Genomic DNA, 21,253 nt, shown 5'->3' on the forward strand with positions numbered 1-21,253 from the left:
CCGCTTAGATATGAACGGCCGATATTTTGCCGGAACTCATATCGTAACAGGAGAGTAAATCAATAATGGCAACAAACAACTTCAGACCCTTTGCCGCCGGTGCCGGTGCCAACGTCACCGCCCAGGCAGATTATGAAGCCCTGACGGCCCTTGTTTCGGGATTCACCGCCGGCAAAGCTTCGTCGGCTCAGGTCAACAAGGCACTACGTCAATCCACAGCCATCGCCAGCGTGTTGGCGCAGTTTATTGCCAATACCACGGGCGATGATGTACTGGATAATGGTGATACGGCAACGGTGCTTAACAATCTTAGTGCGGCATTAAAAACGAATGGCGCGTTAAGTTTTTTGCAGACGGCCAATAACTTTTCGGAAATTAAATCCGCCGGCGCGACTGCGGTGAGCACGGCTCTCGCAAACATTGGTTCAAGCGACGGGACGCTAAAGGGGCGTTTACTGAATATTCAGCTATTCACCTCATCCGGCACTTATAGTAAAACACCTGGCACTAATAAAGCGCTCGTTATCGTCCAGGGCGCAGGCGCTGCGGGGGGATACGCTATTGCTTGTGCTGTGGGATATATGTCCGGTGCTGCTGGTGGAGGCGCTGGAGGCTATGCCGAAAGTTGGATGACTGCCGTTCCTGATTCTGCGCCGGTAATTATAGGTGCTGGCGGCTTAGCAACTGCATCATCCGTCGGTACAGGCGGGGCTTCATCCTTTAATGCAGCGATTATTGCGAATGGAGGTGCCGTTGGCGCTTTGAATACATCGCAAATGCTTTCCGGAAGCATTGTCCAGCAAATCGGAGGGGCTGGAGGGACTGCAACCGGTGGGAACTTGTTTAATATAAAGGTGATCAGGGGGTGGTTGCTTCTTACGGCACTCGGTAATTGTCAGGGTGGCCGAGGTGGGCGAAGTAATAAATTTGCAGGCGGGAGCTCAATCGGTGGATCCGCAGGTATTGGTCTACCAGGTTTTAGCGGATCCGGGGTTCAGGGCGCTGGGAGGTTCTAACACAGCCGCTTCTCCTGCTTATGCCGGAGGTAATGGTGGGAATGGTTATGTTGAAATTTGGGAATATGCATAATGGCTAATTACGCAGTGCTTAAAGATAATGTTGTTGTGAATATTATTGTCTGGGATGGTGATAAAAATCTTGGAAACCTGAGTCCGAATTTACTACTGCGGAAATTAAAGAATCGGATTTTGCGGACTTGGAGTATATTTATGATGCAACAAGCGATTCCTTTATTTCCCGAAGATAACAGATGAGTAACTGGTAGATTTTTTGTGTTCACGTTTAATTAAACATATATCCCGTTTCTAAAGTATTCCGATCATATTTTTGTGAATTACAATCTTGAGTATAGACTTCTTCCGTGCTGACCGGAGTATGCGAATAAAGTGTTTTTAATGCCATAGATTCGTATTAATAGTCGTCTATATTCTATATTAGATTAAATATCAATTTACTTATCAGAGTAAAATTACAAAGCTTTTTCACCAATTTCTATAGTTTTATTTAAATAAGCCAAGCCAGGCCGGGCCTTTAAGTCCGGCTATTTATGATCGCCTAAGGATATACATAATTCGCGATGCAATTCCTTTATTAAGTCATCAGCATATATCTAAGAGGAATTAGATTTCATGTTAAATTAACTTAATTAACATTTATTGAAAAAAATCAAGAGACATTATTAGATCACCAGCAAAAAATGTGTGCGATACCAGTATCTCAATGGAGGTTTCTTTTTCCATGTGAGGAGCGTGCTGGATGGAATGGAGCCTGCGTTTATCGTGGAACGTACTTTGCGGGGTAGGCGGTTCGCGCAGAGGGGAGAATCGGCGGCAAACGCCGGATTATGACCGAACAAGCGATTGACCGGGCGCGCCGGATGTTTGCCAAGGTGCAACTTTACAACTGGTGGCGCTGATATTGAAGGTATCTCCCAACACGATTTATCACTATATCCCGGCGCGGGAGCGGTAGACAGGTTTTACTTAATGAACATCTCTTAATGTTAAATTCAAGGGCCTTATTGGCCCTTGTAAAGAATCCTGTTGGACTCCCCTGTGGATCTAGACGCTCAAGGCCTGTAGTTATCCACGATAAATCTTAAGAAGTTCATTCAATGTTATATAGCGATCCGCTTTTGTAACGATAATTGATTCAGATCATTTTTATTTTTTCGTTTCATGAATTAGTAATTGATGTAAATCATATCCATCCGCAATAACCATTCCCGCTTAATAGCCTTTTATCAAACATGTACAGGAACTTGAACCACCTTTATTCCTAATGAGTGCCAAGGCAGGACTCAACTATTCCCTGTTAATTTAAGCACTACCCCCACCTCCGTAACAAAAATATGATATCCACCTGCAAATTTTTCACATACAAAATTTCTCCTTATCATGATCTACCGCAACAAAATCCCGACATAAGGTTTATTTATCCCTTGACGTTAATTGAAAAAAAACTCAGGATAAATTTCCGAGATTTGGGTGCCTTAGCTTCGCGATCGCGAGGCGGGTGAAACGGAAAGCCGGTCAGATCCCTTTTTGGATAATCAATATTCCGGCGCAGCCCCCGCTACTGTAAGCCTGACGAATTTACCTTCAGCCACTGTGTTTTATGACATGGGAAGGCGGTAAAGAAGAATGACGGCAAGCCAGGAGACCGGCCCATCTCATACAGGAAGTACCAATCCCCGGGGTGATGGGAAGGGTTCGGTTATAACTTCGCGGCGAGAGTGGTTAACATTCCCCGTGTCTGAACTTATTTTCCTTCCTTCACTGCCGCATGTTGGTTTTTTAATTTGTGTTATATACCCAATGGCTTTCAAGCGGCGGCAAGCGAAAAATCCCGATGAGGCTTACTCAGGCAGGTTATTCGAGTGAAAGAGTCTATCCAGCACAGCTGCAACGAGAGAGATGATGGGTATAGTTGACACTCGTGAGGATCAGGCATGCATATCGAAGATGGAATTTTACCGCTGACGGCATGCGCCGTTTATTATGCCGTGACGGCGGTTTTTGTTGTGCCGGGCATCTATGAAATAAAAAGAAAAATCAAAACTAATCTCGCTTATAAACCTTTCCTCGCCATGATCGGCGTCGCGGTGTTTGTTATCTCGGCGATGCATTTGCCGGTGCCGGTCACCGGCTCCAGCTCTCATCCGTGCGGCACGCCATTGGCGGCGATTATTATCGGTCCGTTCGCCACCGCGGTGGTGTCGATGATTGTGCTGTTTTTCCAGGCGGTCTTCCTGGGCCATGGCGGCATTACCACCATCGGCGCCAATACGGTCTCCATGGGCATTGCCGGGGCTTTTTCCGGTTACGCCGTGTGGAAATTCTTCAGGGCGTTTCGTTTTCCGTTATGGCTCGCCGCGGGCATGGCCGGCCTGGTGGGGGATTTGGTGACCTATCTCACCAGCGCGTTTGAGCTGGCGTTAAGCCTGCACGGCAACGTTCCGCTGGTGAAGCAGTGGATGATTTTTTTCATGGGCTACGGTCCGACGCAGCTGCCGCTGGCGGTGGCCGAGGCGGTTTTTACCGCCGCGGTGCTGCAGGCCATGGTCAGCCGGCGACCTGACCTGTTGCCGGGAATCTTGACGAGAACGGGAGCATAACATGTCATTGCAGATTGAGACTCCGACCGAAGAGGCGAAAAAAACCCAATTTTTTGATGGTTTCACCAAAACCATGCTGACGGTCATGTGCGTTATCCTGCTGTTTATCTTTGCTTCGGGAACTTATATGAGCACCCACAACATGGACGGCAGCGGTACGGATAACCACGTCAATGATTTGGCCACCGGCGTGGCGCACAAACCTCATCATCCCTTTGTGGAATTGCCGGGGGATGCCGAGGTGGGGGCCTTTTCCGTGGCCAACTTTTTCGCCGGCCTGATTGTGGGATATCATTGGCTGAAGCTGTTTGGCGGCAAGGGCAACGCCGTCGGGAGCAAAGAAGAAGCATCATGAGCCTGGCGCGTTTCGCCGATGAATCCTCCAGTCCCCTGCGCCGGCTGGACAGCCGGGTAAAAACCGTTGTTTTGCTGTCGGCGGTGGCGGTGGCTTCCGTCTTGAGCCAATGGTATCTGGCGCTGGCATTATGGCTGGCCGCCATCAGTCTGTTTTGCGTTATGCCCTTTGACCGCAGGGCATTGTTAAAACGCTTGATCATGCCGATGGGTATTGCCTGGCTGGTATTTTTAAGCGTGCTGTTCACCCATGGCAGCCGGCTGCTGTTCACTATTCCGCTTCACTACTTTTCCCTTGATGCCTATCAGGAGGGATTGGTCTTCGGTATTGTCCTTTTCTTACGCATCATGGCGGCGGTGACCCTGGTTGCCGCGCTGTCATTCAGCACGCCGATGATAGATATCCTGGAAACGCTGCGCCTTTGCAAAGTGCCGCATACCGTTATTGATATTGCGGATATGATGTATCGTTATGTTTTTATTATGCAGGATACCGCCTTTACCATGCGGCAGGCGCAAATCAGCCGCTTGGGAGAGACTGTTTCCTGGCTGCGCAGAGTCAGGGATACGGGTAAGGTCGCCGGCGGTATCCTCATCCGATCCCTGGACCGAAGCACGCGGATTTATCAGGCCATGCTGGCTCGCGGTTATGATGAAGACAGTCACGACCTGTGCTTTTTTACCACCAAGGTGCCAAGGCGGGATAAATTGATTGGCCTGGCCGCCGGCTTATTGCTGATATTGGTCGTCACGCTGAATGTGTTAAGCCGCTAACCGAGAAAACCATGGACATTATCAAGCTTTCCGACGTCAGCTTCTCTTATGACGGTAAACACAATGCACTGAATCATCTGGATCTGACCGTTGGCCAGGGCGAGCGCGTCGCTGTTTTGGGCCCCAATGGCGCGGGGAAGTCGACGCTGTTTCAGCTCTTTAACGGACTGTTGCTACCTCAGGGCGGACGGGTGGTGGTGGATAGCCTGCCGGTGGTGAGGGAGAACTTCATTGAACTGCGGCGCCGGGTGGGCATGGTTTTCCAGGACTCGGACGACCAGCTGTTTAACGCCACGGTTTATCGGGAAGTCGCCTACGGTCTGGTTAACATGAAAATTGCCGGCGAGGAATTGGATAACACCGTACGCTGGGCGCTGAATATCGTCGGCATGGAGTCCTATATTCACCGCAATCCTTTTAATCTCAGCGGCGGCGAGAAGAAGCGCATTGCCCTGGCCAGCGTTATTGCGATGAAACCGAAGGTCCTGGTGCTGGATGAACCCTTTAATGCCCTCGACCCCCGGTCGGCCAGTCATTTGGTGCATATGCTGAACGATATCAATAAGACCCTGGGCATCACCCTGATTTTTACCCTCCATGATATGGATATCGTTCCGCTGCTGGCGGACAAGGTCTATTTGATGGATAAAGGGGAAGTGGTCCTGGGGGGGAATCTCTCTGAGTTTTTCAATCAAAAAGACATTCTGCGGCGTTTCGAACTGAGATTGCCCCGGGTGGCTCATCTGGCGGAGCTGTTGATGCGCGACGGCCGGCTCGATGAAAAGGGGCTGCCGCTAACCATCGGTCAGGCCAAAGAGATGATAGAGGCGGCGCTGGCGGCCAAATCGTGATGATTCCATCCGGACGTGCCGATTTGCAAGGCCGATTAGCGCCGAGGGTTATCTTGCTGACCCTTGTCGCCATGGCACGCCGGCGCCCGCCGAAGGTAATCACGTAGACCCTTGTCGTCATGACAAGCCGTCGATCGCCGAGGGTAACGTTGATTCTTGCTGTCGTCAGCCGCTAACGTTAACGGCTTGTCCTCGGCGGCTGTTTATAGGCTACTCGCCGTCGGGAGCCGCCGGGAGCCGCCGGGAGCCGCCGGGTTATTCCGGTTTCTGCCAGCGCTCGGCGGCCCATTGCGCCTGTTGTTCGGCATTCTGGAAGGTCCAGGCGATAAAGCGGCTGATTTTCTGGCCTTGGGCCATATCAATGGTGCGCACATCGAACGCCTCGGCCAGCTTCAGGGCCTCATACAGCGGCGGCAGGGTGGTGTGCTTGGAAATCAGCGAGGTGAACCACAGGCAGTTTTTGCCTTTGCCGACGCTTTCTTCGACCATCTTGCCGACGAAGGCCAATTCACCCCCTTCACACCAGAGTTCGTTATTTTTACCGCCGAAATTTTGCACCGGCGTGTCCGCCACTTCGCCTTTGCCGAGTTTATGCAGCTTCAGCCGGGTGCTGGCGCGCGCCTCCTCCGCCGAACCATGGAAAGGCGGGTTGCATATAGTAGCGTCAAAGCGTTCTGCGATGCCGATGATATTGTCAAAAATAGCGTCGCTTTGCTTTTGGTGGCGCAACCGCACGCTGTTTCTCAGCGTGGGATTCATCTCCACCAGCATTTTGGCCGAGTTTAGCGAGATTTTGTCATTTTCCGAGCCGGTGAAACGCCAGCCGTACTCATGCTGGCCGATAATGGGATAAATACAGCTGGCTCCCACGCCCACATCCAGGATGGCGATATTTTTGCCGCGGGGTATTTCTTGACCATTACCGTCCGCCAGCAAATCGGCGAGATAATGTATATAGTCCGCTCGGCCGGGAATTGGCGGACAGAGGTAATTCGCGGGAATATCCCAGTGCTCGATGCCGTAATAATGTAGTAATAAGGCTTTATTCAGCATTTTCACCGCCGCGGGATCGGCAAAATCCACCGAAATGTCTCCCCAGGCATTGGGTTTAACGAACGGCGCCAGCGCCGGGCAACGGCCGATCAGCGCATCAAAATCATAGCGTGAACGATGGCGGTTCCGCGGATGCAGGTGGTTTTTTTGCTGCGGGAAGGTTTTCTTGTGTTCCATCGTTCAGATTCTCAGGCGGGTTGTTCCGGCGGCTAAGATAACACAATGTCCGGCGTAGGGGGGAGTGGACGGCAAAAAGCCGGAAAATCGATGCCGGAAAAAATCGGCCTTATCTTATGGCGTTTGGCGGCGATATTACGCTCAGACATCGTCACCGCAGTTTGGACAATGGATGGAGAGGGGCAATTGCTATAGAATGAGTGTTCCTCTCGCAAATGGATATGCTGCAAAACGCCATGATCACACTTTTCCAGAAATGGGCGGCGGTGTTTTTATTGGGAAGCCTGTTGTCCACCTCCGCCGTTGCCGCGGTTAGCTGCGCTGACAAACATCGCAGGGTGAACGACAATAACAATCTCATCATGTTGGACGGCAATGCGAGGGGGAATATCAAGATGATGGTCTCCGGCATGGTAGGGAAGGATGTGAATGAACAGGCCTCCGGCAACATTCGCTTTGATCGGTGCGGTGTCTTGTCCGATGCGCTTTTTGATTATCGTAAATCCGAAGGCAGCGTGATCCTGCGGATGATCAACCATACCGTCAAAGCGCCGGGCGGCTGGGAATCCGACTATGAAATTACCGTCATCCTGGATAAAGAGGGGACCCAGACATTGGCGACCCACAAGCTGGGAAAAATCAATTTTTCCACCGATAAAACCGGTTTGATCGCCGCGTCTACGGATGCTTTTACCATTAACGATCAAAAAGGCTTTACTACCACGGTGTATAGCTATGACAAGCGGCGCCGGCTGGTGAAAAGCGTCTCGCGCGGTTCGGATGCGCTGGCGAACGATCAGTACGTTTATAACTACGACAAAAAAGGCCTGTTAGCCACCACCGCGTCTTCGAAAGGCTCCACGACCTACCGTTACGATGACGCGGGAAAGGAACTGGGCTCCAATTCGGTTTCAACCACATCCATCAGCCAGATTTCCAAGATTGAAGAGTGCCAGCGCTTCGACGCGGTGGGGAATTGTGTTTTAAGCTACGGCCGGGAAACGGAAATCTTCCCTCTTTATGTCATAAAGCGCCACAGAAGCACGGCGATGCAATATCAATATTGGTAACGCATCCCACGTCCCCGGTCCCGGCGTGAAGCGACATTTTCAATCAAACGATGCTGTTCACCACGCCGCCGTCTACCCGCAATGCGGCGCCGGTGGTGGCGGAAGCTTGCGTTGAGCAGGTGTAGATCACCAGATTGGCCACTTCTTCCGGGGTTGCCAGCCGTTGCAGGATAGAAGTGGAGCGCTGGGTGCGTACGAAATCGGCTCCGGCCTCTTCGATGCTGATGCCTGCTTCCTCCGCGCTTCCCTTCAGCATGGCCCGGACCCCGTCGGACAGTGTCGGTCCGGGCAATACGGAATTCACCGTTACGCCGCTGCCGGCGGCAAGCTTGGCCAACCCGCCCGCAACCGCGAGCTGCGCCGTTTTCGTCACGCCGTAATGGATCATTTCAGCGGGAATATTCAGCGCCGATTCCGATGAGATAAAGACGATGCGGCCCCAATTGCGATCCAGCATGCCCGGCAGATAGAAGCGCGACAAGCGTACGCCGGACATCACGTTGGTTTGGAAATAGTGTTCCCATTCGTCGTCGTCTATTCTGAAAAAAGGTTTCGGGCCGTAGATGCCGGCATTATTCACCAGAATATCCGCTTTTGGTACCGCGTCCGTTAAACGCGCCACACCCGCGGCATCGGATAGATCGGCCGCGATCCCGCTCAGGACGGCGCCGGGAACATCAGCAGCGATGGCGGCCAGCGCTTTGTCCACGGTATCCTGGCTGCGGCCGTTGATGACCACGGCGGCGCCGGCCCGTGCCAGGCCGTTGGCGATGGCGAAGCCGATACCGCTGGTTGAGGCGGTGACCAGGGCGGTTTTACCTGATAAATCAATGTGCATAATTGTCTCCTTTGCGTTGCGAAATAAAATGGCTCGGCAGGACATGAGTTATTTATTATGGGGGATCTGGCGGGAATACCTATAGCGCAGGCCGGTTTTTTCTCCTTTTGATTTTGGCGTTGCGCCACAGGGGGGGCCGGATCATTAAGTCGCTGTCGGCCGTGGAGGGACCGCTCAATCCGACAGCCGGTCATTTTTTCCGTGAAGAGACCCCTGCGCCAGCGTGGTGGGTAGCTGGACTTGCGCCAGCGTGGTACGCAGCTGGACTTGCGCCAGCGTGGTACGCAGCTGGACTTGTGCCAGCGTAGTACGCAGTTGGATAAATGCGGCGACTTCTTCTTTCAGTCTTGCCAGCTCGGCTTTTTGTTTTTCCCTGGCGGAACTCATAGCGGTACCGGGTATCAATACCGACAAATCTTTGATCAGCGCCGGTAATTTTTTGGTTTGCCCTTGCTCGGCAAATCGGCATAACGTGTCAAAGGTCAGTGTGACCTGTGCCGACTCGTCCCGGACGATCAGCAACGGATGTTCGCCATATAATTTAAGCAGCGCGATTTTGGTATCGGCGATAATTTCATTTTCTCTGATGAACCGGGCCTTTGACGGGCTTTCTTCCTCCATGGGCCATAAAACCACCTCGTATGGCGGGAGCGGCGGCGCCAAACCCGGGGAAACCGTCCGGGCACGCCCCGAACGGGCAAACAGGCTGTAAGCCCAAGCCAGCATCGGCAGGATAAAACACCACATACCCAATCCTTATCCCGTAAGGGTTAACGTTGACGAAGCTCATTGATGCGAAAACGCAATGTATCCCCCAGACGCTGTAAATCCCGTTGCCATAAAGAAAAAGTCTGACTCAGCTCGGCTTCTTTTATGGCGATTCTTTTTTTGCGGATTTTGATGGCCCCGGTAACCCAGGCATCCAGCGTATCAAGCAACGCTTTGCTGCTTGCGGTTCGCATCCCGGGCAGGCCACCCTCATAACTGCCGATCAGTAACAAAAGCTGTTGCCGCAGCGCCTGGATACGGCTGGGCTCCAATAGCAGCACCGGGACCCCGCTCTTTGCCGGAGCGGGATAGCTTTCATCGGGAATCCCGCCGCTGCAGGATAAAAACAGCATTGCCAGATTGCGGTGAATCGCACTCAGGCGCTCCAGCATTTGGCAAGGCACCTTATCTGCCTGGGCGAGGACCACAATCATTCGTTGGCAAAGGTCGGGAAACCGAGCCTTGAGCGATTGGAGAAAAGCCATTTCGCCGGCCGCCAGCGCGCCTTGTCGCATATCATGTATCAAGACGATGATATCGGCGCCAATGGCTTTTTCCCAGGCCTGCGCGCTCTGTTGACCGGACAGGTCGAAACCCGGCGTATCAACATACCGGGGGACGATCGCAGCAGGGGACCCGTCTGTGGCTGATAACGTGCGGGATAGCGACAGGACTTTGAACAGGTCGCTCTTGCCGACGTTGGCCAAACCGCATATCACGATGTGGCAATCGGCGGCGGGTCGGGTGGAAAAGGCCTGAAGCTGCTTGTAATAAAGTGAAGATTCCGGCGTTTCATCGAACAATTGTTGCAAGCAATCTTGAGTAGACATAGCCATCCTTTAACAATATCGCATGCCGCGCCTGAATCAGCCCTGAAGCCCCAAGCCGTCCTGTAGTAGGTTATCGGCAGATTGCAGGCAGGGTTTAGCGGCGAGCGCGATACCCTGAAAATATGACGGGTATAAAAGCCAGGGTGTCGGCGGTAGCCATGGGAAACCGGATGGAACGGCAATCTTGGCGTGATATCGGCGCACAGGAGGAAAAAAAATATATCAGGGGGGAGTAGAACAAGGAAATCGGAGGATGCCCCGAACCTAGGTCCGAGGCGTAAAGTCTAGCTCATTGCTACATGAAACCGACGCAAGTATGAACCTAAATACCGGGGGCGTAAACACGAAAACAACGTTTTTTTTCAGCGCCGACGGGAGAGCCGGCCAATGGAAAGCGTTGTTTAACCAACACCATTTTTCCATGGACAAAAAAAAGCCCGCTCTAGGACGGGCAAGGACTTCACAGCAAAGTCGAAACACGCATTGATCTGGGAGGATGATGGGTGCCGGACCGCTTATCGAACCCGATTAAATATGAACTCCCTTAAGTAAACATCGGGGCAACCGATTTGGAAATTAACTGAAATTTTAGGGTTAAGCCAATGGCCGGTTAAGGGATAACATTAATGTCCGGCATATGTCCCGGGCCTGTTCGGGGCTGGCGACGTTGGTGAATCCCATCAGCAGTCCCGGTTCGATTTTGGCCGCCAGACACCAGCGCGACAATGCCTGCACCGCCACGCCGGATGCCAAGGCATCATCCGCCAGCGCCCCATCGTCGGTGCCGGCCTTCAGCCGGGCCAGCAGCTGTATGCCGCCGGCCTGAGGCTCTATTTTCAGATGCTGCCCGCAAATCTCCTGTAGCGCCCCTTCCAGATAACTCCGGCGCAGGGTGTAGAGGTTCCGCATTTTTTTCAAATGGCGGGTGAAATGCCCCTGTTCAATGAAATCGCTGACGGTGCCCTGCAATAATTCGGGGCAGTTATTGGCCATTCGTTCGGAAACCCCGGCAAACCGGGGAATAAGCCCGGCCGGCACCACGAGATAGGCCAGCCGCAGACCCGGATACAATACCTTGCTGAAGGTCCCGGCATAAAGTACCCGCCCCCCGTCGTCGAGGCTCTTCAGCGCCGGCAGCGGGCGGCCATGATAGCGGTATTCGCTGTCATAGTCGTCTTCAACGATCCAGCTTTGCCGCCGATTGGCCCATTCAAGCAAAGCCAGGCGGCGGGGCAGGGAGAGGGCGACCCCCAGCGGACTTTGATGAGACGGCGTCACCACGGCAAAACGGGCATCGTCCGCCAGCGTCTGACCGGCGTGCACCCGCAGGCCTGATTCATCCACCGGCACCGGGACAAGCTTTGCGCCGGCGCCGATGAGCACATCGCGGGCGAAGGGATAACCGGGATCCTCGAACCAGCAGGCGTCCCCTGGCTTCATCAGGCAACGGCATATCAGCTCAAGGGCTGCGGGGTAACCGGCGCAGATAAAGACCTGATCCGGCCCGCAGACAATGCCGCGGGAGATGCCCACGTAAGCGGCGATAGCTGAACGCAGGGGCGCATAACCGCGGGGATCGGGATAAATAAGGTTCTCCACCCCCGGCCGGCGCAGGCGGCTGCCGGCCAGACGGGCCCAAAGTTTGCGCGGAAAGGCATCCAGCGCCGGTAAGCCAAGCTGCAGCGGCAGCGGAACGGGGCGCTGCGGGCGAATTGTCGACTCACGGATAACCACCGGAAGCGTCGGCTTTTCCTTAATGCTGCGGGTCGGCAACTGGGGTGAAACCACCGTGCCCGCCGGACCGCGCGTTAACAGATACCCTTCGCTTATCAATAATTGATAAGCCGTTTCCACCGTGCCGCGGGCCAGATCCAATTCGCTGGCCAGGCTGCGCACCGACGGGATGCGATCGCCGGGATGCAGCCGGCCGTTGGTGATGGCCTCGCGAAACCGCCGGTAAATCTGCAGATAGATAGGTATTGAATGGTCGCCATCAAGTTGTATGTGCTGATAAGGCATGGCATGTCCTAATCATTCAGCCGGTTCTTGGCCCTGTAGATTATGACATTCATTGCCTATAGTGAACCCGCATTTAATGAAGACGCTTATGATGCGGCTTTCACCTTCATTTTACAAAGATGACCGGCCCGCCGGCATCAGCAGAGAGAAATACCTATGAGCCAATTACGTTTGCCTTACGCCAAATTATCCCCGGAAGCCTATCAGGGATTTCTGATGGTCAATAAAGCATTGGGAAACAGCACGTTGGGACAGCAATTGATAGAGTTGGTTAATTTGCGTGTGTCGCAAATCAACGGCTGTGCGTTTTGTCTGGAAATGCACGCCGCCGCGCTGCGGGCCGGCGGTTTGGCGGAAGTTAAAATTCGATAGCCTGGCCGGATGGCGGGTGAGCTCGCATTTTAGCGAGCGGGAGCGCGCAGCGCTTGCCTGGGCGGAATCCCTGACCCATATTGCCGCCACCGGAGCGCCGGATGAGGTATTCGAGCCGTTAAAAAGCCAGTTTACCGATGGGGAAATTGCCGATCTGACCTTCGCCGTCGCCCTGATTAACGGTTTTAACCGCCTGGCTATCGGCATGCGGCAATAACCGCCATCGCCGGAGGCAAGACCGAAGCCGAGGTAAGCGCGGCTTCAGGCTGCTGACAAACGTACTCGGAGTTAATCAGGAGGGACAGGCTGCTAGAAGGGTAAACCGTCCGCGCCATGGATGGCGCGGATCGAGCCTCCAAGGATGGATTCACGGCGTGTTTACGATCTAGCAGCCTGTCCCGACCGGACATGAAGTCAACGAAGTCAGGCCGCGGTAATCGCGGCCTCGACTCAATCAGCTTTGAAGGTAAAACCCAGCAGCCGTTCGCTCAGATGCCACAGGCGTTCGGCGGATGCCGGATCTACAGCGTAGGGCAGGACGCCATTGAGGGTGAGCCTGGTGGCATCGCCGGTATTCCAGCCGCCGGCGCGACCTTCCGAGGCCAGCGGTGCGATATCGCTGTTCTCGCAATAAAGACCTCCCATACCGTTGAGCTGCGGACTGGCGGCGCACCAGACAATGGTGGCCGCGCCCTGTTCCACGGTTTTAAGGTTTTTGGCGGGATCCAGGATGGGCTTTCCGGCATCGTCAATGACTCCCGCTTCCCTCAGTTCTCCTTGTGACAGATGTTTGCCGAGGCCGGTGTCCAGAATCCCGCCGGGATGCAGTGAAAAGGCGCGCACGCCGTGGGCTTCACCGTACCCGTCCAGCGTCAGGGCAAACAGGATATTGGCGGTTTTCGACTGGCCGTAACCTTGCCAGCGATCGTATTCGCGATGTTCGAAGTTAGGATCGTCAAATACCACCGGGGAAAAGCGGTGTCCCCAGGAGGATACCGAAACCACCCGTGCTCCGCCGGCCCGCCGGAGCGCCGGCCAGAGCCTCGCCGTCAGCTGGAAATGGCCGAGGTGGTTGGTGGAGAACTGGGATTCATAACCCCGTTCATCCCGCTCAAGAGGGCAGGCCATGATCCCGGCGCAGTTCACCAGAATGTGCAGCGGCCGTCGGCCGTCGATGAATTTCGCGGCAAAAGCATCGATGGAAGCGGGACGGGCCAGATCCATAACCTCAAGCTCGACGCCGTCCAGCCCCCGCAGCGCGGCGGCGGCTTTATCCCGATCCCGCGCCGGCACAATGACCGTGGCGCCGGCCGATCGTAACGTTCGCACGGTTTCCAGGCCGAGGCCGGAATAGCCGCCGGTGACAATGGCGATCTTGCCGGTCAGATCGATGCCTTTAATCACTTCGCCGCTGGTGGAAGCGGCGCTGAAACCGGAATGGAGGGGTTTTTGCAATGCGGACATGATAGGGAACTCCTGCGAAGGATAACTGTGGTTGCCTGGGATCCAGTGTAGACGCCGCCGGCTGAACGATGAATGCTTGAAAATCCGTATTTATTGCGCGATAGTTCAATAATGAACGATCTTTTTTCCGATATTCTGCAGTTCACCCAGGCCCAATCCGTGGTCTCCGGCGGATTTACGGCCGGCGGCGCTTGGGCGCTCCGCTTTCCGGCTCCTGATAAAATCAAATTTTTCGCGCTTGTGAAGGGCAACTGCTGGTTTCGTTTTAACGATGAGGATGAGCCGCTGCGCCTGGAGGAGGGCGATGTGTTTCTGCTGGCGGCGCAGCGTTCGTTTGTGCTGGCGGGGGATTTGACCCAAGCGCCCCTGGATGCGGTCCGGGTTTTTGCCGCCAGCGACAATAAGAACGCCAAGCTCGGCGAGGGCGAGGATTGCATACAGATCGGCGGTCATATCAAACTGGATCCCGCCAGCGGAGGATTGCTGTCGGATGTCCTGCCGCCGTTCATTCATGTCCGGGCCGCTTCGCCCCAGGCCTCGGTACTGAGATGGCTGCTGGATCAGCTGGTGCGGGAAAGAACGGCGCAGCTGCCGGGGGTCGGCATCGCCTCGTCCCAGCTAGCCCAGCTGATGTTCGTGCAAATACTGCGCGTGCATTTCTCCACCGCCGGCACGCTGGCGGCCGGCTGGCTGAGGGCGCTGGCGGACCCACGCATCGCGCCGGTCTTGCGGCTGATGCATGGGGATCCGGGCCACCCTTGGCAACTGGCGGAGCTGGCCAGGGCCGCCGCCATGTCCCGCACCTCCTTTGCCTTGCATTTCAAGGCGGTGGCGGGCGTTGCGCCTCTCTCCTATCTGACCGATTGGCGCATGCGCCTGGCGGAACGGGCGCTGCGGGAAAGCGACGTGCCGGTGGCGGTGCTCGCCCGTTCGCTGGGGTATACTTCGGAGAGCGCCTTCAGCAGCGCCTTCAAACGTGTTAACGGCCATGCCCCGAAGCCCTACCGCATCGCGGCCCGGCGCGCGTTGGAAACCACAGAAGCCTCTTCATCGCCCAGCCAGGGGGCAACTGTCGTTAATCTGGCAACCGGGATCCCGGCTACGCTGGAAACCGCCGCAAAAATCCCTTAAACCGGATCAACTGCTAGAATCTTACCATCCGACCTCGTGCAGGGAATAAAACCGGGTGCGATTCCCATTGGGTTTATTGATTGCGGTAGCGCTGGCGGTAGTCTTCGCCCCACGGCTTCAGCGCTACCTGCCGCCGGGTTACGATCCCTTTGCGCCCGTTTCAGTTACCGACCCGCCGACGTTGATTACCCGGTTCAAGCTGCGGTCCCTGGCCCGGGACCCCTCCGCCTGTCTGGCGATACTGGCGCAGGCGCGCGCCGCCGGTCGTATCGATTTTACCGCCGAGAGAACCACTACCGGCGCCTGCCCGCTGGTTTCGCCGGTGCGGGTGCGCAGCTTCGGGCCGGTGGCGCTGAGCTCGAGTTTTCTGGCCAGCTGCCCCCTGGCGCTCAGCAGCGCCATGTTCGTGGCGCAATCCGCCTTGCCACGGGCCGAGACGGACCTCGGTTCGCCGCTGGCGCGCATTGACCACCTCGGCAGCTATGCCTGTCGCAATATCTACAGCCGTCCCGACGCCCGGCTCAGCGAACACGCCGGTGCCGATGCGCTGGATGTGGCGGGTTTTCGCCTGGCGAACGGCAAAGAAATTACCGTGCTGCGGCAGTGGCGGCGGGACGATGCCGAAGGCGGTTATCTACATAGCGTCTTCAGCCAGAGCTGCGGTTTTTTCGGCAATTCCCTCGGCCCCGACTACAATAGCGCCCATGCCGGCCATTTCCACTTCGGCATGCGCGGTTTCGGCATATGCCGGTAATGTTGTGCGCCGCTATGTGACCCTGAGCGACAAAGGCACTGGCGGACATTGAAGAGCGGTTACAAAAGGCGCATTCTGAGCAAGCGCGCCGGCGCTGTTTTTTTCCGCCGGACTGCCCGGAAATGCGCAGCAAACTCAATTTATTACTCAGTCCTCGCCGCCGTAGGCCGCCGGGAAAATGTTTCACAGTAGGTTTTGTCCATTAGGGGCATCTAAGGTAATTGTATGGTCCGTAAAACTCCCATAGAACGATATCGCAACATCGGCATCAGTGCTCATATTGATGCCGGCAAGACTACTACCACTGAGCGTATTCTGTTTTATACCGGGGTCAGCCATAAAATCGGTGAAGTGCATGACGGCGCTGCAACGATGGATTGGATGGAGCAAGAGCAAGAACGCGGAATCACCATTACCTCAGCTGCCACCACGACTTTCTGGAAAGGGATGGCCGGTAATTATCCGGAACATCATATCAATATTATCGATACCCCGGGGCACGTGGATTTCACCATCGAAGTGGAACGATCCATGCGGGTATTGGACGGCGCGGTGATGGTGTATGACTCCGTGGGCGGGGTTCAGCCGCAGTCGGAAACCGTTTGGCGTCAGGCAAACAAATACAAAGTGCCGCGTATCGCGTTCGTGAACAAGATGGACCGCACCGGCGCGGATTTTTTCAAGGTGCAGACCCAGATCGCCAAACGCCTCAAAGGGGTGGCGGTGCCGATTCAGATTCCGGTGGGCGCCGAAGAGCATTTCGAGGGCGTGGTGGATTTGATCAAGATGAAATCCATTGTCTGGGATGATTCCACCCAGGGAGTGAAATTCACCTACGAAGATGTCCCGGCGGCCTTGATGGCGTCGGCGCTGGAGTGGCGCAACCATATGGTGGAAGCGGCGGCCGAAGCCAGCGAAGACTTGATGAATAAATATCTGAACGGCGAGGAACTCACCGAGGAAGAGATCAAGAGCGCATTGCGCAAGCGCACCATCGACAATGAAATCGTGCCGATGCTGTGCGGCAGCGCCTTTAAGAATAAAGGCGTGCAGGCATTGCTGGACGCGGTGGTGGACTACCTGCCGTCGCCCATCGACGTGCCGGCCATTGTCGGCCATGACGAGAACGATAAGGAAGTGGAACGTCACTCCAGCGATACCGAGCCGTTCTCCGCCCTGGCGTTCAAGATCATGACCGACCCCTTTGTCGGCCAGCTGATCTTTTTCCGGGTCTATTCCGGCACCATATCCACCGGGGATTCGGTGTTTAACCCGGTGAAGGGTAAAAAAGAGCGTTTGGGCCGTTTGCTGCAAATGCATGCCAATGAACGTAAAGATATCAAGGAAGTCCATGCCGGCGATATCGCCGCCACGGTGGGCATGAAGGATGTGACCACCGGCGACTCCCTGTGCGATCCGGATCATCCGATTATTCTGGAACGCATGATTTTCCCCGATCCGGTCATTTCCCAGGCCATTGAGCCGAAGACCAAGGTGGACCAGGAAAAAATGGGTATTGCCCTGGGACGGTTAATGCAGGAGGATCCGTCGTTCCGCGTCAAGACCGATGATGAGTCCGGCCAGACCATTATCTCCGGCATGGGCGAGCTGCATCTGGAAATCCTGATGGAGCGGATGCGCCGCGAGTTCGGCGTGGCGGTAACGGTGGGTAAACCGCAGGTGGCCTATCGGGAAACCATTAAAAAGACCGTGGAAGAGGTGGAAGGCAAGTACGTTAAGCAGACCGGCGGCCGTGGACAGTATGGGCACGTGGTGCTGAAAATCGAACCGCAGCCGGCGGGCAAAGGCTATGAGTTCGTGGATGCCATCAAGGGCGGCGTGGTGCCGCGGGAGTATATCTCCTCTATCGACAAGGGTATTCAGGATACGCTGACCTCCGGCGTATTGGGGGGCTATCCGGTGGTGGACGTGAAAGCGACGCTGTTCTTCGGTTCTTATCATGAGGTGGATTCCAACGAAAATGCGTTTCGTATGGCGGCCGCGATGGCGTTCAAGGACGGGATGCGTCAGGCGCAGCCGATTCTGCTGGAGCCGATGATGGCGGTGGAAGTGGAAACGCCGGAAGATTTCATGGGCAACGTGATGGGGGATCTCTCGTCACGGCGCGGCATGGTGCAGGGGATGGAGGATATTCTCGGCAGTAAGCTTATCCGCGCCGAGGTGCCGCTGGCGGAAATGTTCGGCTATTCCACTACGCTGCGTTCCATGTCGCAGGGGCGCGCCACCTATACCATGGAGTTCAAGCACTATTCTGAAGCGCCGAAAGCGGTGGCGGAGCAGGTTATCAAGAGCCGCGGCAAGTAGTTTGCCTGAGGCCGGCTCGTTGCACGTTCGGTGCAAGCGGGCTTACCGTGCCATGGGGCGCTCGGGCGGGCAGGAAAACCATGCCCGCTTCGACCCCATCGGCGCGGTTTCCCTTTAACAGGCTCGTTGCACGTTCGGTGCAAGCGGGCTTACCGTGCCATGGGGCGCTCGGGCGGGCAGGAAAACCATGCCCGCTTCGACCCCATCGGCGCGGTTTCCCTTTAACAGGCTCGTTGCACGTTCGGTGCAAGCGGGCTTACCGTGCCATGGGGCGCTCGGGCGGGCAGGAAAACCATGCCCGCTTCGACCCCATCGGCACGGTTTCCCTTTAACACGCGACTCCTCAAACATCTTCGCTGTGCCAATCGGTTATAGCGTTTAAAACAGATATTTCATCCCCAGCATGCCGGCGGTATCGCTGTAGCCCTTATTACCTACCTGCTGGCCGACGCTGCCCGAGATATTGAAATTTTTGTTGAGCCGCCCGTTAACTCCAAGCTTGAGTTCGCCGATATTGGCGGCACCGGACGCATTGATGGTGATATCGTCCAGGGAGGAGCCGAAATTCTTGCTGTTATGGACCCAGTTGGCTTCGATAAACGGCTGGAACAGGCGATCTTTGCCTTTGTCCCGTTCGCTGTAGGCGTTCATGAAAGCCTTTATCCCCAACCGGGTCTGGATATTGCCGTTGCCATTGCCCGTGATTTGGGTGCCGCCGGTTTCGGTATGGTTGTTTGCCCGTACATTCATCCAGATGGCCTGGGCCATGGGCTGGATATGGTAAGTGGCGTTTTTCGCCGGATCTTCACCGACGTTGAAAGCATAACCGCTTTCCAGGGAGGCGGTGAACCCCTTGGATGTGTAGTTCTCACTCGCCAGGTCCTGGCCTGCCACGGTATTGTCAAACCAGCCGTACTGGGTCCAGCCGTCGATGTATAAGCCGGAGCGGCCGGCGGCATCGGCATGCCAAGTGCCGTACAGGCCGACGCTGTAGCCGTTCACCGACCCTTTGGCGCCGTAGCCGGAGACCCGCGACGCGGTGTTGGAGCGGGCACGACCGTAGCCTCCCATTACGCCGAGCCGGAAGCTGTCAATGCTGTTGCTGCTCCAGCGGCCGATGTCCCCGCCCATCTGCAGGACATAACGGTTGCCCTGGGTTTTGAGCTGTCCGCTGCCGTCGGTGAAGCGGTTATGGCCGCCTGTATTAATCATCCACAGGCTGGTGGTGCGTTGTTCGCCGGTGATCGGATCAATATAGGCGGTTGTGCCCGGGCGGGCGTCCCGGCCGGCGGAAAACAGGGGATTGGCGGCGGCCCGGGTTGGCGGCGTAGGCGCCGTCTTCGGGGCGCTCAACCATCTCTTCCGGTTCTAATTGCGCTTCACCGGTTCCCGGCCCGTCATTGTCCTGGTTGCCGGCTCCCGGCATTTCCGTTCCCGGTCCTCCGGGTACCGGTCTTGGCGCAGCCGTCGATCGGGTGAGATACCAGTTGGCGGCGTCGGCGCCGGCGCCGCGCTTGAGGGTATAGTCGTAGGCGCCGGCCACGATTCGGCCCGCCTGCTTAAAGTCGCCGTCAGAGGCGCCGCCCACGGAGATTAGCTCGAGGACGTTCGCGATGGCGCGCCCGCGCCCGCCGATATTGTTGACGACGACCTCTGTGGTGCCAGATGTGTCGCCGCCGATGATCAACCGGTCGGTATAGGCGGCGTCGCCTGTGAGCTTGGCGTTGAAAATCAATCGGCCGTTGTCGCCGACATAATCGCCCGTAATGTTGAGTTCGGTGCCGTTGGAACCGTTGAATTCAATGGCTCCGGCATTGGTGACATGTGAAATGCTTTGGTCAAAGCCCATCAGGTCCATGGTGCGGGGGGGGGCGACGCTATAGGCGGAACGGGGGCTAAAGGCATTAACGGCCCCGGCCGCAAATGTCCCGCCGCTGATACCGGTGTTGCCGGAATTGGTATTTTTGCCGGTTAATGTCAGCCTGCCGTCATTAATGCCCAGCGCCATGGGGCACCCGACGCGAATGTATCGATATCGATCGGTATGCTCCATTCCCCCGCGCCGTTTTTGGTCAGCGTCTGGAAACCTCTGATATGCCCTGTCCCGAATCCCAGGGTTTGTGACGATCCCGCCATTCCATCGAGGATAAGAGAATTATTCCCGCCGCTCCCGAAGATTGAGCCGTTGATAGACGAGCCTGCTTCAAGCGTAACGCTGTCATCCCCGCGACCCAATATAATAGCGCCTAAAATTTCTCCACCGGCGCGGTTGATTATCGCAATGGAAGTGTGGCTGTACTCGCTGTCCATAACGATTTTAAAAGGCATTGACATGGAAATCGTTCCGTAATTATCCACGATATTAATACCCGTATTGGATTCAAAGCGAATTGCCGGGCCGGCCGCGCTGTGAATCAAACCGTGGTTGATAATGGTATTCCCGGAGCCATGGACATGAACGGCATTATTTTCAAAAGCCAGTTCCCGGCCAAGGGCCAACACCTGCGCTCCTTTATTCACCGTAAGAAGGGTATTGTCGTTGAACTCGATAATATTTCCTCCTTTGCCCCAGAGGCCGGAGCCGGAGCCGGCGGTGGTTGTGTTTTGCACTGCGGCGCCGTTACCTAGGGTAATGTCGGCATTGGAGTCAAGACTGATGGCTGCCAATTCGCCGGTATCAATCCGGGCGGAGGGTAGAACGTTGACATTGACGTTATTTAGCCCGGGCCCGGTTCCAACGGTGGTGGTTTGCACCGAAGAGGCATCGCATATGATGCTCACGCCATCGGCGGCGGTGAAGCACGCCGCCCGCGCTTTTTCCGGAATGGCCAAAACG

At 55.6% G+C, this 21,253-nt stretch carries 19 protein-coding genes, 1 pseudogene and 1 riboswitch; of the genes and pseudogenes, 11 read left to right on the plus strand and 9 right to left on the minus strand.

What is annotated here, in order from left to right; translation table 11 throughout:
* Positions 1-65: 65 nt before the first annotated feature.
* The 6 genes from GTU79_RS06415 to GTU79_RS06440 all read left to right on the plus strand — a co-directional run bounded on the left by GTU79_RS06415 (position 66) and on the right by GTU79_RS06440 (position 5,616).
* Positions 66-1,016, plus strand: a complete 951-nt coding sequence (locus GTU79_RS06415) for a hypothetical protein (protein WP_214513776.1) — start codon at positions 66-68, stop codon at positions 1,014-1,016.
* A 72-nt stretch (positions 1,017-1,088) separates the two neighbouring features.
* On the plus strand, positions 1,089-1,274 hold the full coding sequence (locus tag GTU79_RS06420) for a hypothetical protein (RefSeq protein WP_214513777.1): 186 nt from the start codon (positions 1,089-1,091) through the stop codon (positions 1,272-1,274).
* Positions 1,275-2,488: 1,214 nt separating this feature from the next.
* A riboswitch (cobalamin riboswitch) is annotated at positions 2,489-2,705 on the plus strand.
* 266 nt (positions 2,706-2,971) lie between these two features.
* Positions 2,972-3,637: an energy-coupling factor ABC transporter permease gene (locus GTU79_RS06425; protein ID WP_132923003.1), complete on the plus strand. Its 666-nt coding sequence runs from the start codon at positions 2,972-2,974 to the stop codon at positions 3,635-3,637.
* A gap of 1 nt (position 3,638) precedes the next feature.
* Positions 3,639-3,992 carry a hypothetical protein gene (locus tag GTU79_RS06430; protein WP_203522438.1) on the plus strand — a complete coding sequence of 118 codons (354 nt, stop codon included), beginning with the start codon at positions 3,639-3,641 and terminating at the stop codon, positions 3,990-3,992.
* Positions 3,989-4,765: a cobalt ECF transporter T component CbiQ gene (gene cbiQ, locus GTU79_RS06435; protein ID WP_132923001.1), complete on the plus strand. Its 777-nt coding sequence runs from the start codon at positions 3,989-3,991 to the stop codon at positions 4,763-4,765. Before GTU79_RS06430 ends, cbiQ begins: the two co-directional genes overlap by 4 nt.
* An 11-nt stretch (positions 4,766-4,776) precedes the next feature.
* The gene (locus tag GTU79_RS06440) at positions 4,777-5,616 is read left to right on the plus strand and encodes an energy-coupling factor ABC transporter ATP-binding protein (RefSeq protein WP_203522437.1); all 840 of its coding nucleotides are present in this window, start codon (positions 4,777-4,779) and stop codon (positions 5,614-5,616) included.
* Between the two features lie 255 nt (positions 5,617-5,871).
* Here GTU79_RS06440 and rlmF read toward each other — a convergent pair whose 3' ends face one another.
* Positions 5,872-6,846 (minus strand): 23S rRNA (adenine(1618)-N(6))-methyltransferase RlmF, encoded by a 975-nt coding sequence (gene rlmF / locus GTU79_RS06445; RefSeq protein ID WP_203522436.1) that lies wholly within the window; start codon positions 6,844-6,846, stop codon positions 5,872-5,874.
* A gap of 215 nt (positions 6,847-7,061) precedes the next feature.
* On the opposite strand from rlmF, the gene GTU79_RS06450 reads away from it, so the two are divergent.
* Positions 7,062-7,916 (plus strand): hypothetical protein, encoded by an 855-nt coding sequence (locus tag GTU79_RS06450; protein WP_203522435.1) that lies wholly within the window; start codon positions 7,062-7,064, stop codon positions 7,914-7,916.
* A 43-nt stretch (positions 7,917-7,959) separates the two neighbouring features.
* Here the strand turns inward: GTU79_RS06450 and GTU79_RS06455 are convergent, their stop codons facing one another.
* From GTU79_RS06455 to pdxR, 4 genes are all read right to left on the minus strand, one after another.
* A complete protein-coding gene (locus GTU79_RS06455; protein ID WP_203522434.1) occupies positions 7,960-8,754 on the minus strand; it encodes an SDR family NAD(P)-dependent oxidoreductase in 795 nt (264 codons plus the stop codon).
* 174 nt (positions 8,755-8,928) lie between these two features.
* A complete protein-coding gene (locus GTU79_RS06460; protein WP_214513778.1) occupies positions 8,929-9,501 on the minus strand; it encodes a hypothetical protein in 573 nt (190 codons plus the stop codon).
* Positions 9,502-9,524: 23 nt separating this feature from the next.
* The gene (locus GTU79_RS06465; RefSeq protein WP_203522432.1) at positions 9,525-10,352 is read right to left on the minus strand and encodes a P-loop NTPase family protein; all 828 of its coding nucleotides are present in this window, start codon (positions 10,350-10,352) and stop codon (positions 9,525-9,527) included.
* A gap of 594 nt (positions 10,353-10,946) precedes the next feature.
* A complete protein-coding gene (pdxR, locus tag GTU79_RS06470; RefSeq protein ID WP_203522431.1) occupies positions 10,947-12,371 on the minus strand; it encodes a MocR-like pyridoxine biosynthesis transcription factor PdxR in 1,425 nt (474 codons plus the stop codon).
* Positions 12,372-12,527: 156 nt separating this feature from the next.
* Here pdxR and GTU79_RS06475 point away from each other — a divergent pair.
* Positions 12,528-12,960, plus strand: a pseudogene (locus GTU79_RS06475) (carboxymuconolactone decarboxylase family protein).
* Positions 12,961-13,193: 233 nt separating this feature from the next.
* Here the strand turns inward: GTU79_RS06475 and GTU79_RS06480 are convergent.
* Positions 13,194-14,207, minus strand: a complete 1,014-nt coding sequence (locus GTU79_RS06480; RefSeq protein WP_203522430.1) for an oxidoreductase — start codon at positions 14,205-14,207, stop codon at positions 13,194-13,196.
* A gap of 111 nt (positions 14,208-14,318) precedes the next feature.
* On the opposite strand from GTU79_RS06480, the gene GTU79_RS06485 reads away from it, so the two are divergent.
* From GTU79_RS06485 to fusA, 3 genes are all read left to right on the plus strand, one after another.
* Complete coding sequence (locus GTU79_RS06485) at positions 14,319-15,338, plus strand: AraC family transcriptional regulator (RefSeq protein ID WP_253073502.1); 1,020 nt, start codon at positions 14,319-14,321, stop codon at positions 15,336-15,338.
* 55 nt (positions 15,339-15,393) lie between these two features.
* A complete protein-coding gene (locus tag GTU79_RS06490) occupies positions 15,394-16,092 on the plus strand; it encodes an extensin-like domain-containing protein (protein WP_214513779.1) in 699 nt (232 codons plus the stop codon).
* A 225-nt stretch (positions 16,093-16,317) separates the two neighbouring features.
* Positions 16,318-18,417: an elongation factor G gene (gene fusA, locus GTU79_RS06495; RefSeq protein ID WP_203522428.1), complete on the plus strand. Its 2,100-nt coding sequence runs from the start codon at positions 16,318-16,320 to the stop codon at positions 18,415-18,417.
* A gap of 378 nt (positions 18,418-18,795) precedes the next feature.
* Here the strand turns inward: fusA and GTU79_RS06500 are convergent, their stop codons facing one another.
* Genes GTU79_RS06500 through GTU79_RS06510 form a run of 3 tightly spaced genes read right to left on the minus strand, consistent with a single transcriptional unit; the run spans position 18,796 to position 21,249 of the window.
* Positions 18,796-19,770: an autotransporter outer membrane beta-barrel domain-containing protein gene (locus tag GTU79_RS06500; protein ID WP_214513780.1), complete on the minus strand. Its 975-nt coding sequence runs from the start codon at positions 19,768-19,770 to the stop codon at positions 18,796-18,798.
* Positions 19,667-20,425 (minus strand): autotransporter outer membrane beta-barrel domain-containing protein, encoded by a 759-nt coding sequence (locus tag GTU79_RS06505; protein WP_214513781.1) that lies wholly within the window; start codon positions 20,423-20,425, stop codon positions 19,667-19,669. The genes GTU79_RS06500 and GTU79_RS06505 overlap by 104 nt, the downstream gene beginning before the upstream one ends.
* On the minus strand, positions 20,395-21,249 hold the full coding sequence (locus GTU79_RS06510) for a hypothetical protein (protein WP_214513782.1): 855 nt from the start codon (positions 21,247-21,249) through the stop codon (positions 20,395-20,397). The genes GTU79_RS06505 and GTU79_RS06510 overlap by 31 nt, the downstream gene beginning before the upstream one ends.
* Positions 21,250-21,253 lie beyond the last annotated feature (4 nt).

It is taken from the genome of Sodalis ligni (assembly GCF_016865525.2).
GTDB lineage: Bacteria > Pseudomonadota > Gammaproteobacteria > Enterobacterales > Enterobacteriaceae > Acerihabitans > Acerihabitans ligni.

Bases quoted from the DNA above. Each gene is read 5' to 3' on its own strand.
- cbiQ (WP_132923001.1), top strand. From the start codon at position 3,989: ATGAGCCTGGCGCGTTTCGCCGATGAATCCTCCAGTCCCCTGCGCCGG.
- GTU79_RS06505 (WP_214513781.1), bottom strand. From the start codon at position 20,425: ATGGCGCTGGGCATTAATGACGGCAGGCTGACATTAACCGGCAAAAAT.
- GTU79_RS06465 (WP_203522432.1), bottom strand. From the start codon at position 10,352: ATGTCTACTCAAGATTGCTTGCAACAATTGTTCGATGAAACGCCGGAA.
- GTU79_RS06450 (WP_203522435.1), top strand. From the start codon at position 7,062: ATGGATATGCTGCAAAACGCCATGATCACACTTTTCCAGAAATGGGCG.
- GTU79_RS06425 (WP_132923003.1), top strand. From the start codon at position 2,972: ATGCATATCGAAGATGGAATTTTACCGCTGACGGCATGCGCCGTTTAT.
- GTU79_RS06415 (WP_214513776.1), top strand. From the start codon at position 66: ATGGCAACAAACAACTTCAGACCCTTTGCCGCCGGTGCCGGTGCCAAC.
- GTU79_RS06420 (WP_214513777.1), top strand. From the start codon at position 1,089: ATGGCTAATTACGCAGTGCTTAAAGATAATGTTGTTGTGAATATTATT.
- GTU79_RS06455 (WP_203522434.1), bottom strand. From the start codon at position 8,754: ATGCACATTGATTTATCAGGTAAAACCGCCCTGGTCACCGCCTCAACC.
- GTU79_RS06485 (WP_253073502.1), top strand. From the start codon at position 14,319: ATGAACGATCTTTTTTCCGATATTCTGCAGTTCACCCAGGCCCAATCC.
- GTU79_RS06430 (WP_203522438.1), top strand. From the start codon at position 3,639: ATGTCATTGCAGATTGAGACTCCGACCGAAGAGGCGAAAAAAACCCAA.
- pdxR (WP_203522431.1), bottom strand. From the start codon at position 12,371: ATGCCTTATCAGCACATACAACTTGATGGCGACCATTCAATACCTATC.
- rlmF (WP_203522436.1), bottom strand. From the start codon at position 6,846: ATGGAACACAAGAAAACCTTCCCGCAGCAAAAAAACCACCTGCATCCG.
- GTU79_RS06480 (WP_203522430.1), bottom strand. From the start codon at position 14,207: ATGTCCGCATTGCAAAAACCCCTCCATTCCGGTTTCAGCGCCGCTTCC.
- GTU79_RS06460 (WP_214513778.1), bottom strand. From the start codon at position 9,501: ATGTGGTGTTTTATCCTGCCGATGCTGGCTTGGGCTTACAGCCTGTTT.
- fusA (WP_203522428.1), top strand. From the start codon at position 16,318: ATGGTCCGTAAAACTCCCATAGAACGATATCGCAACATCGGCATCAGT.
- GTU79_RS06440 (WP_203522437.1), top strand. From the start codon at position 4,777: ATGGACATTATCAAGCTTTCCGACGTCAGCTTCTCTTATGACGGTAAA.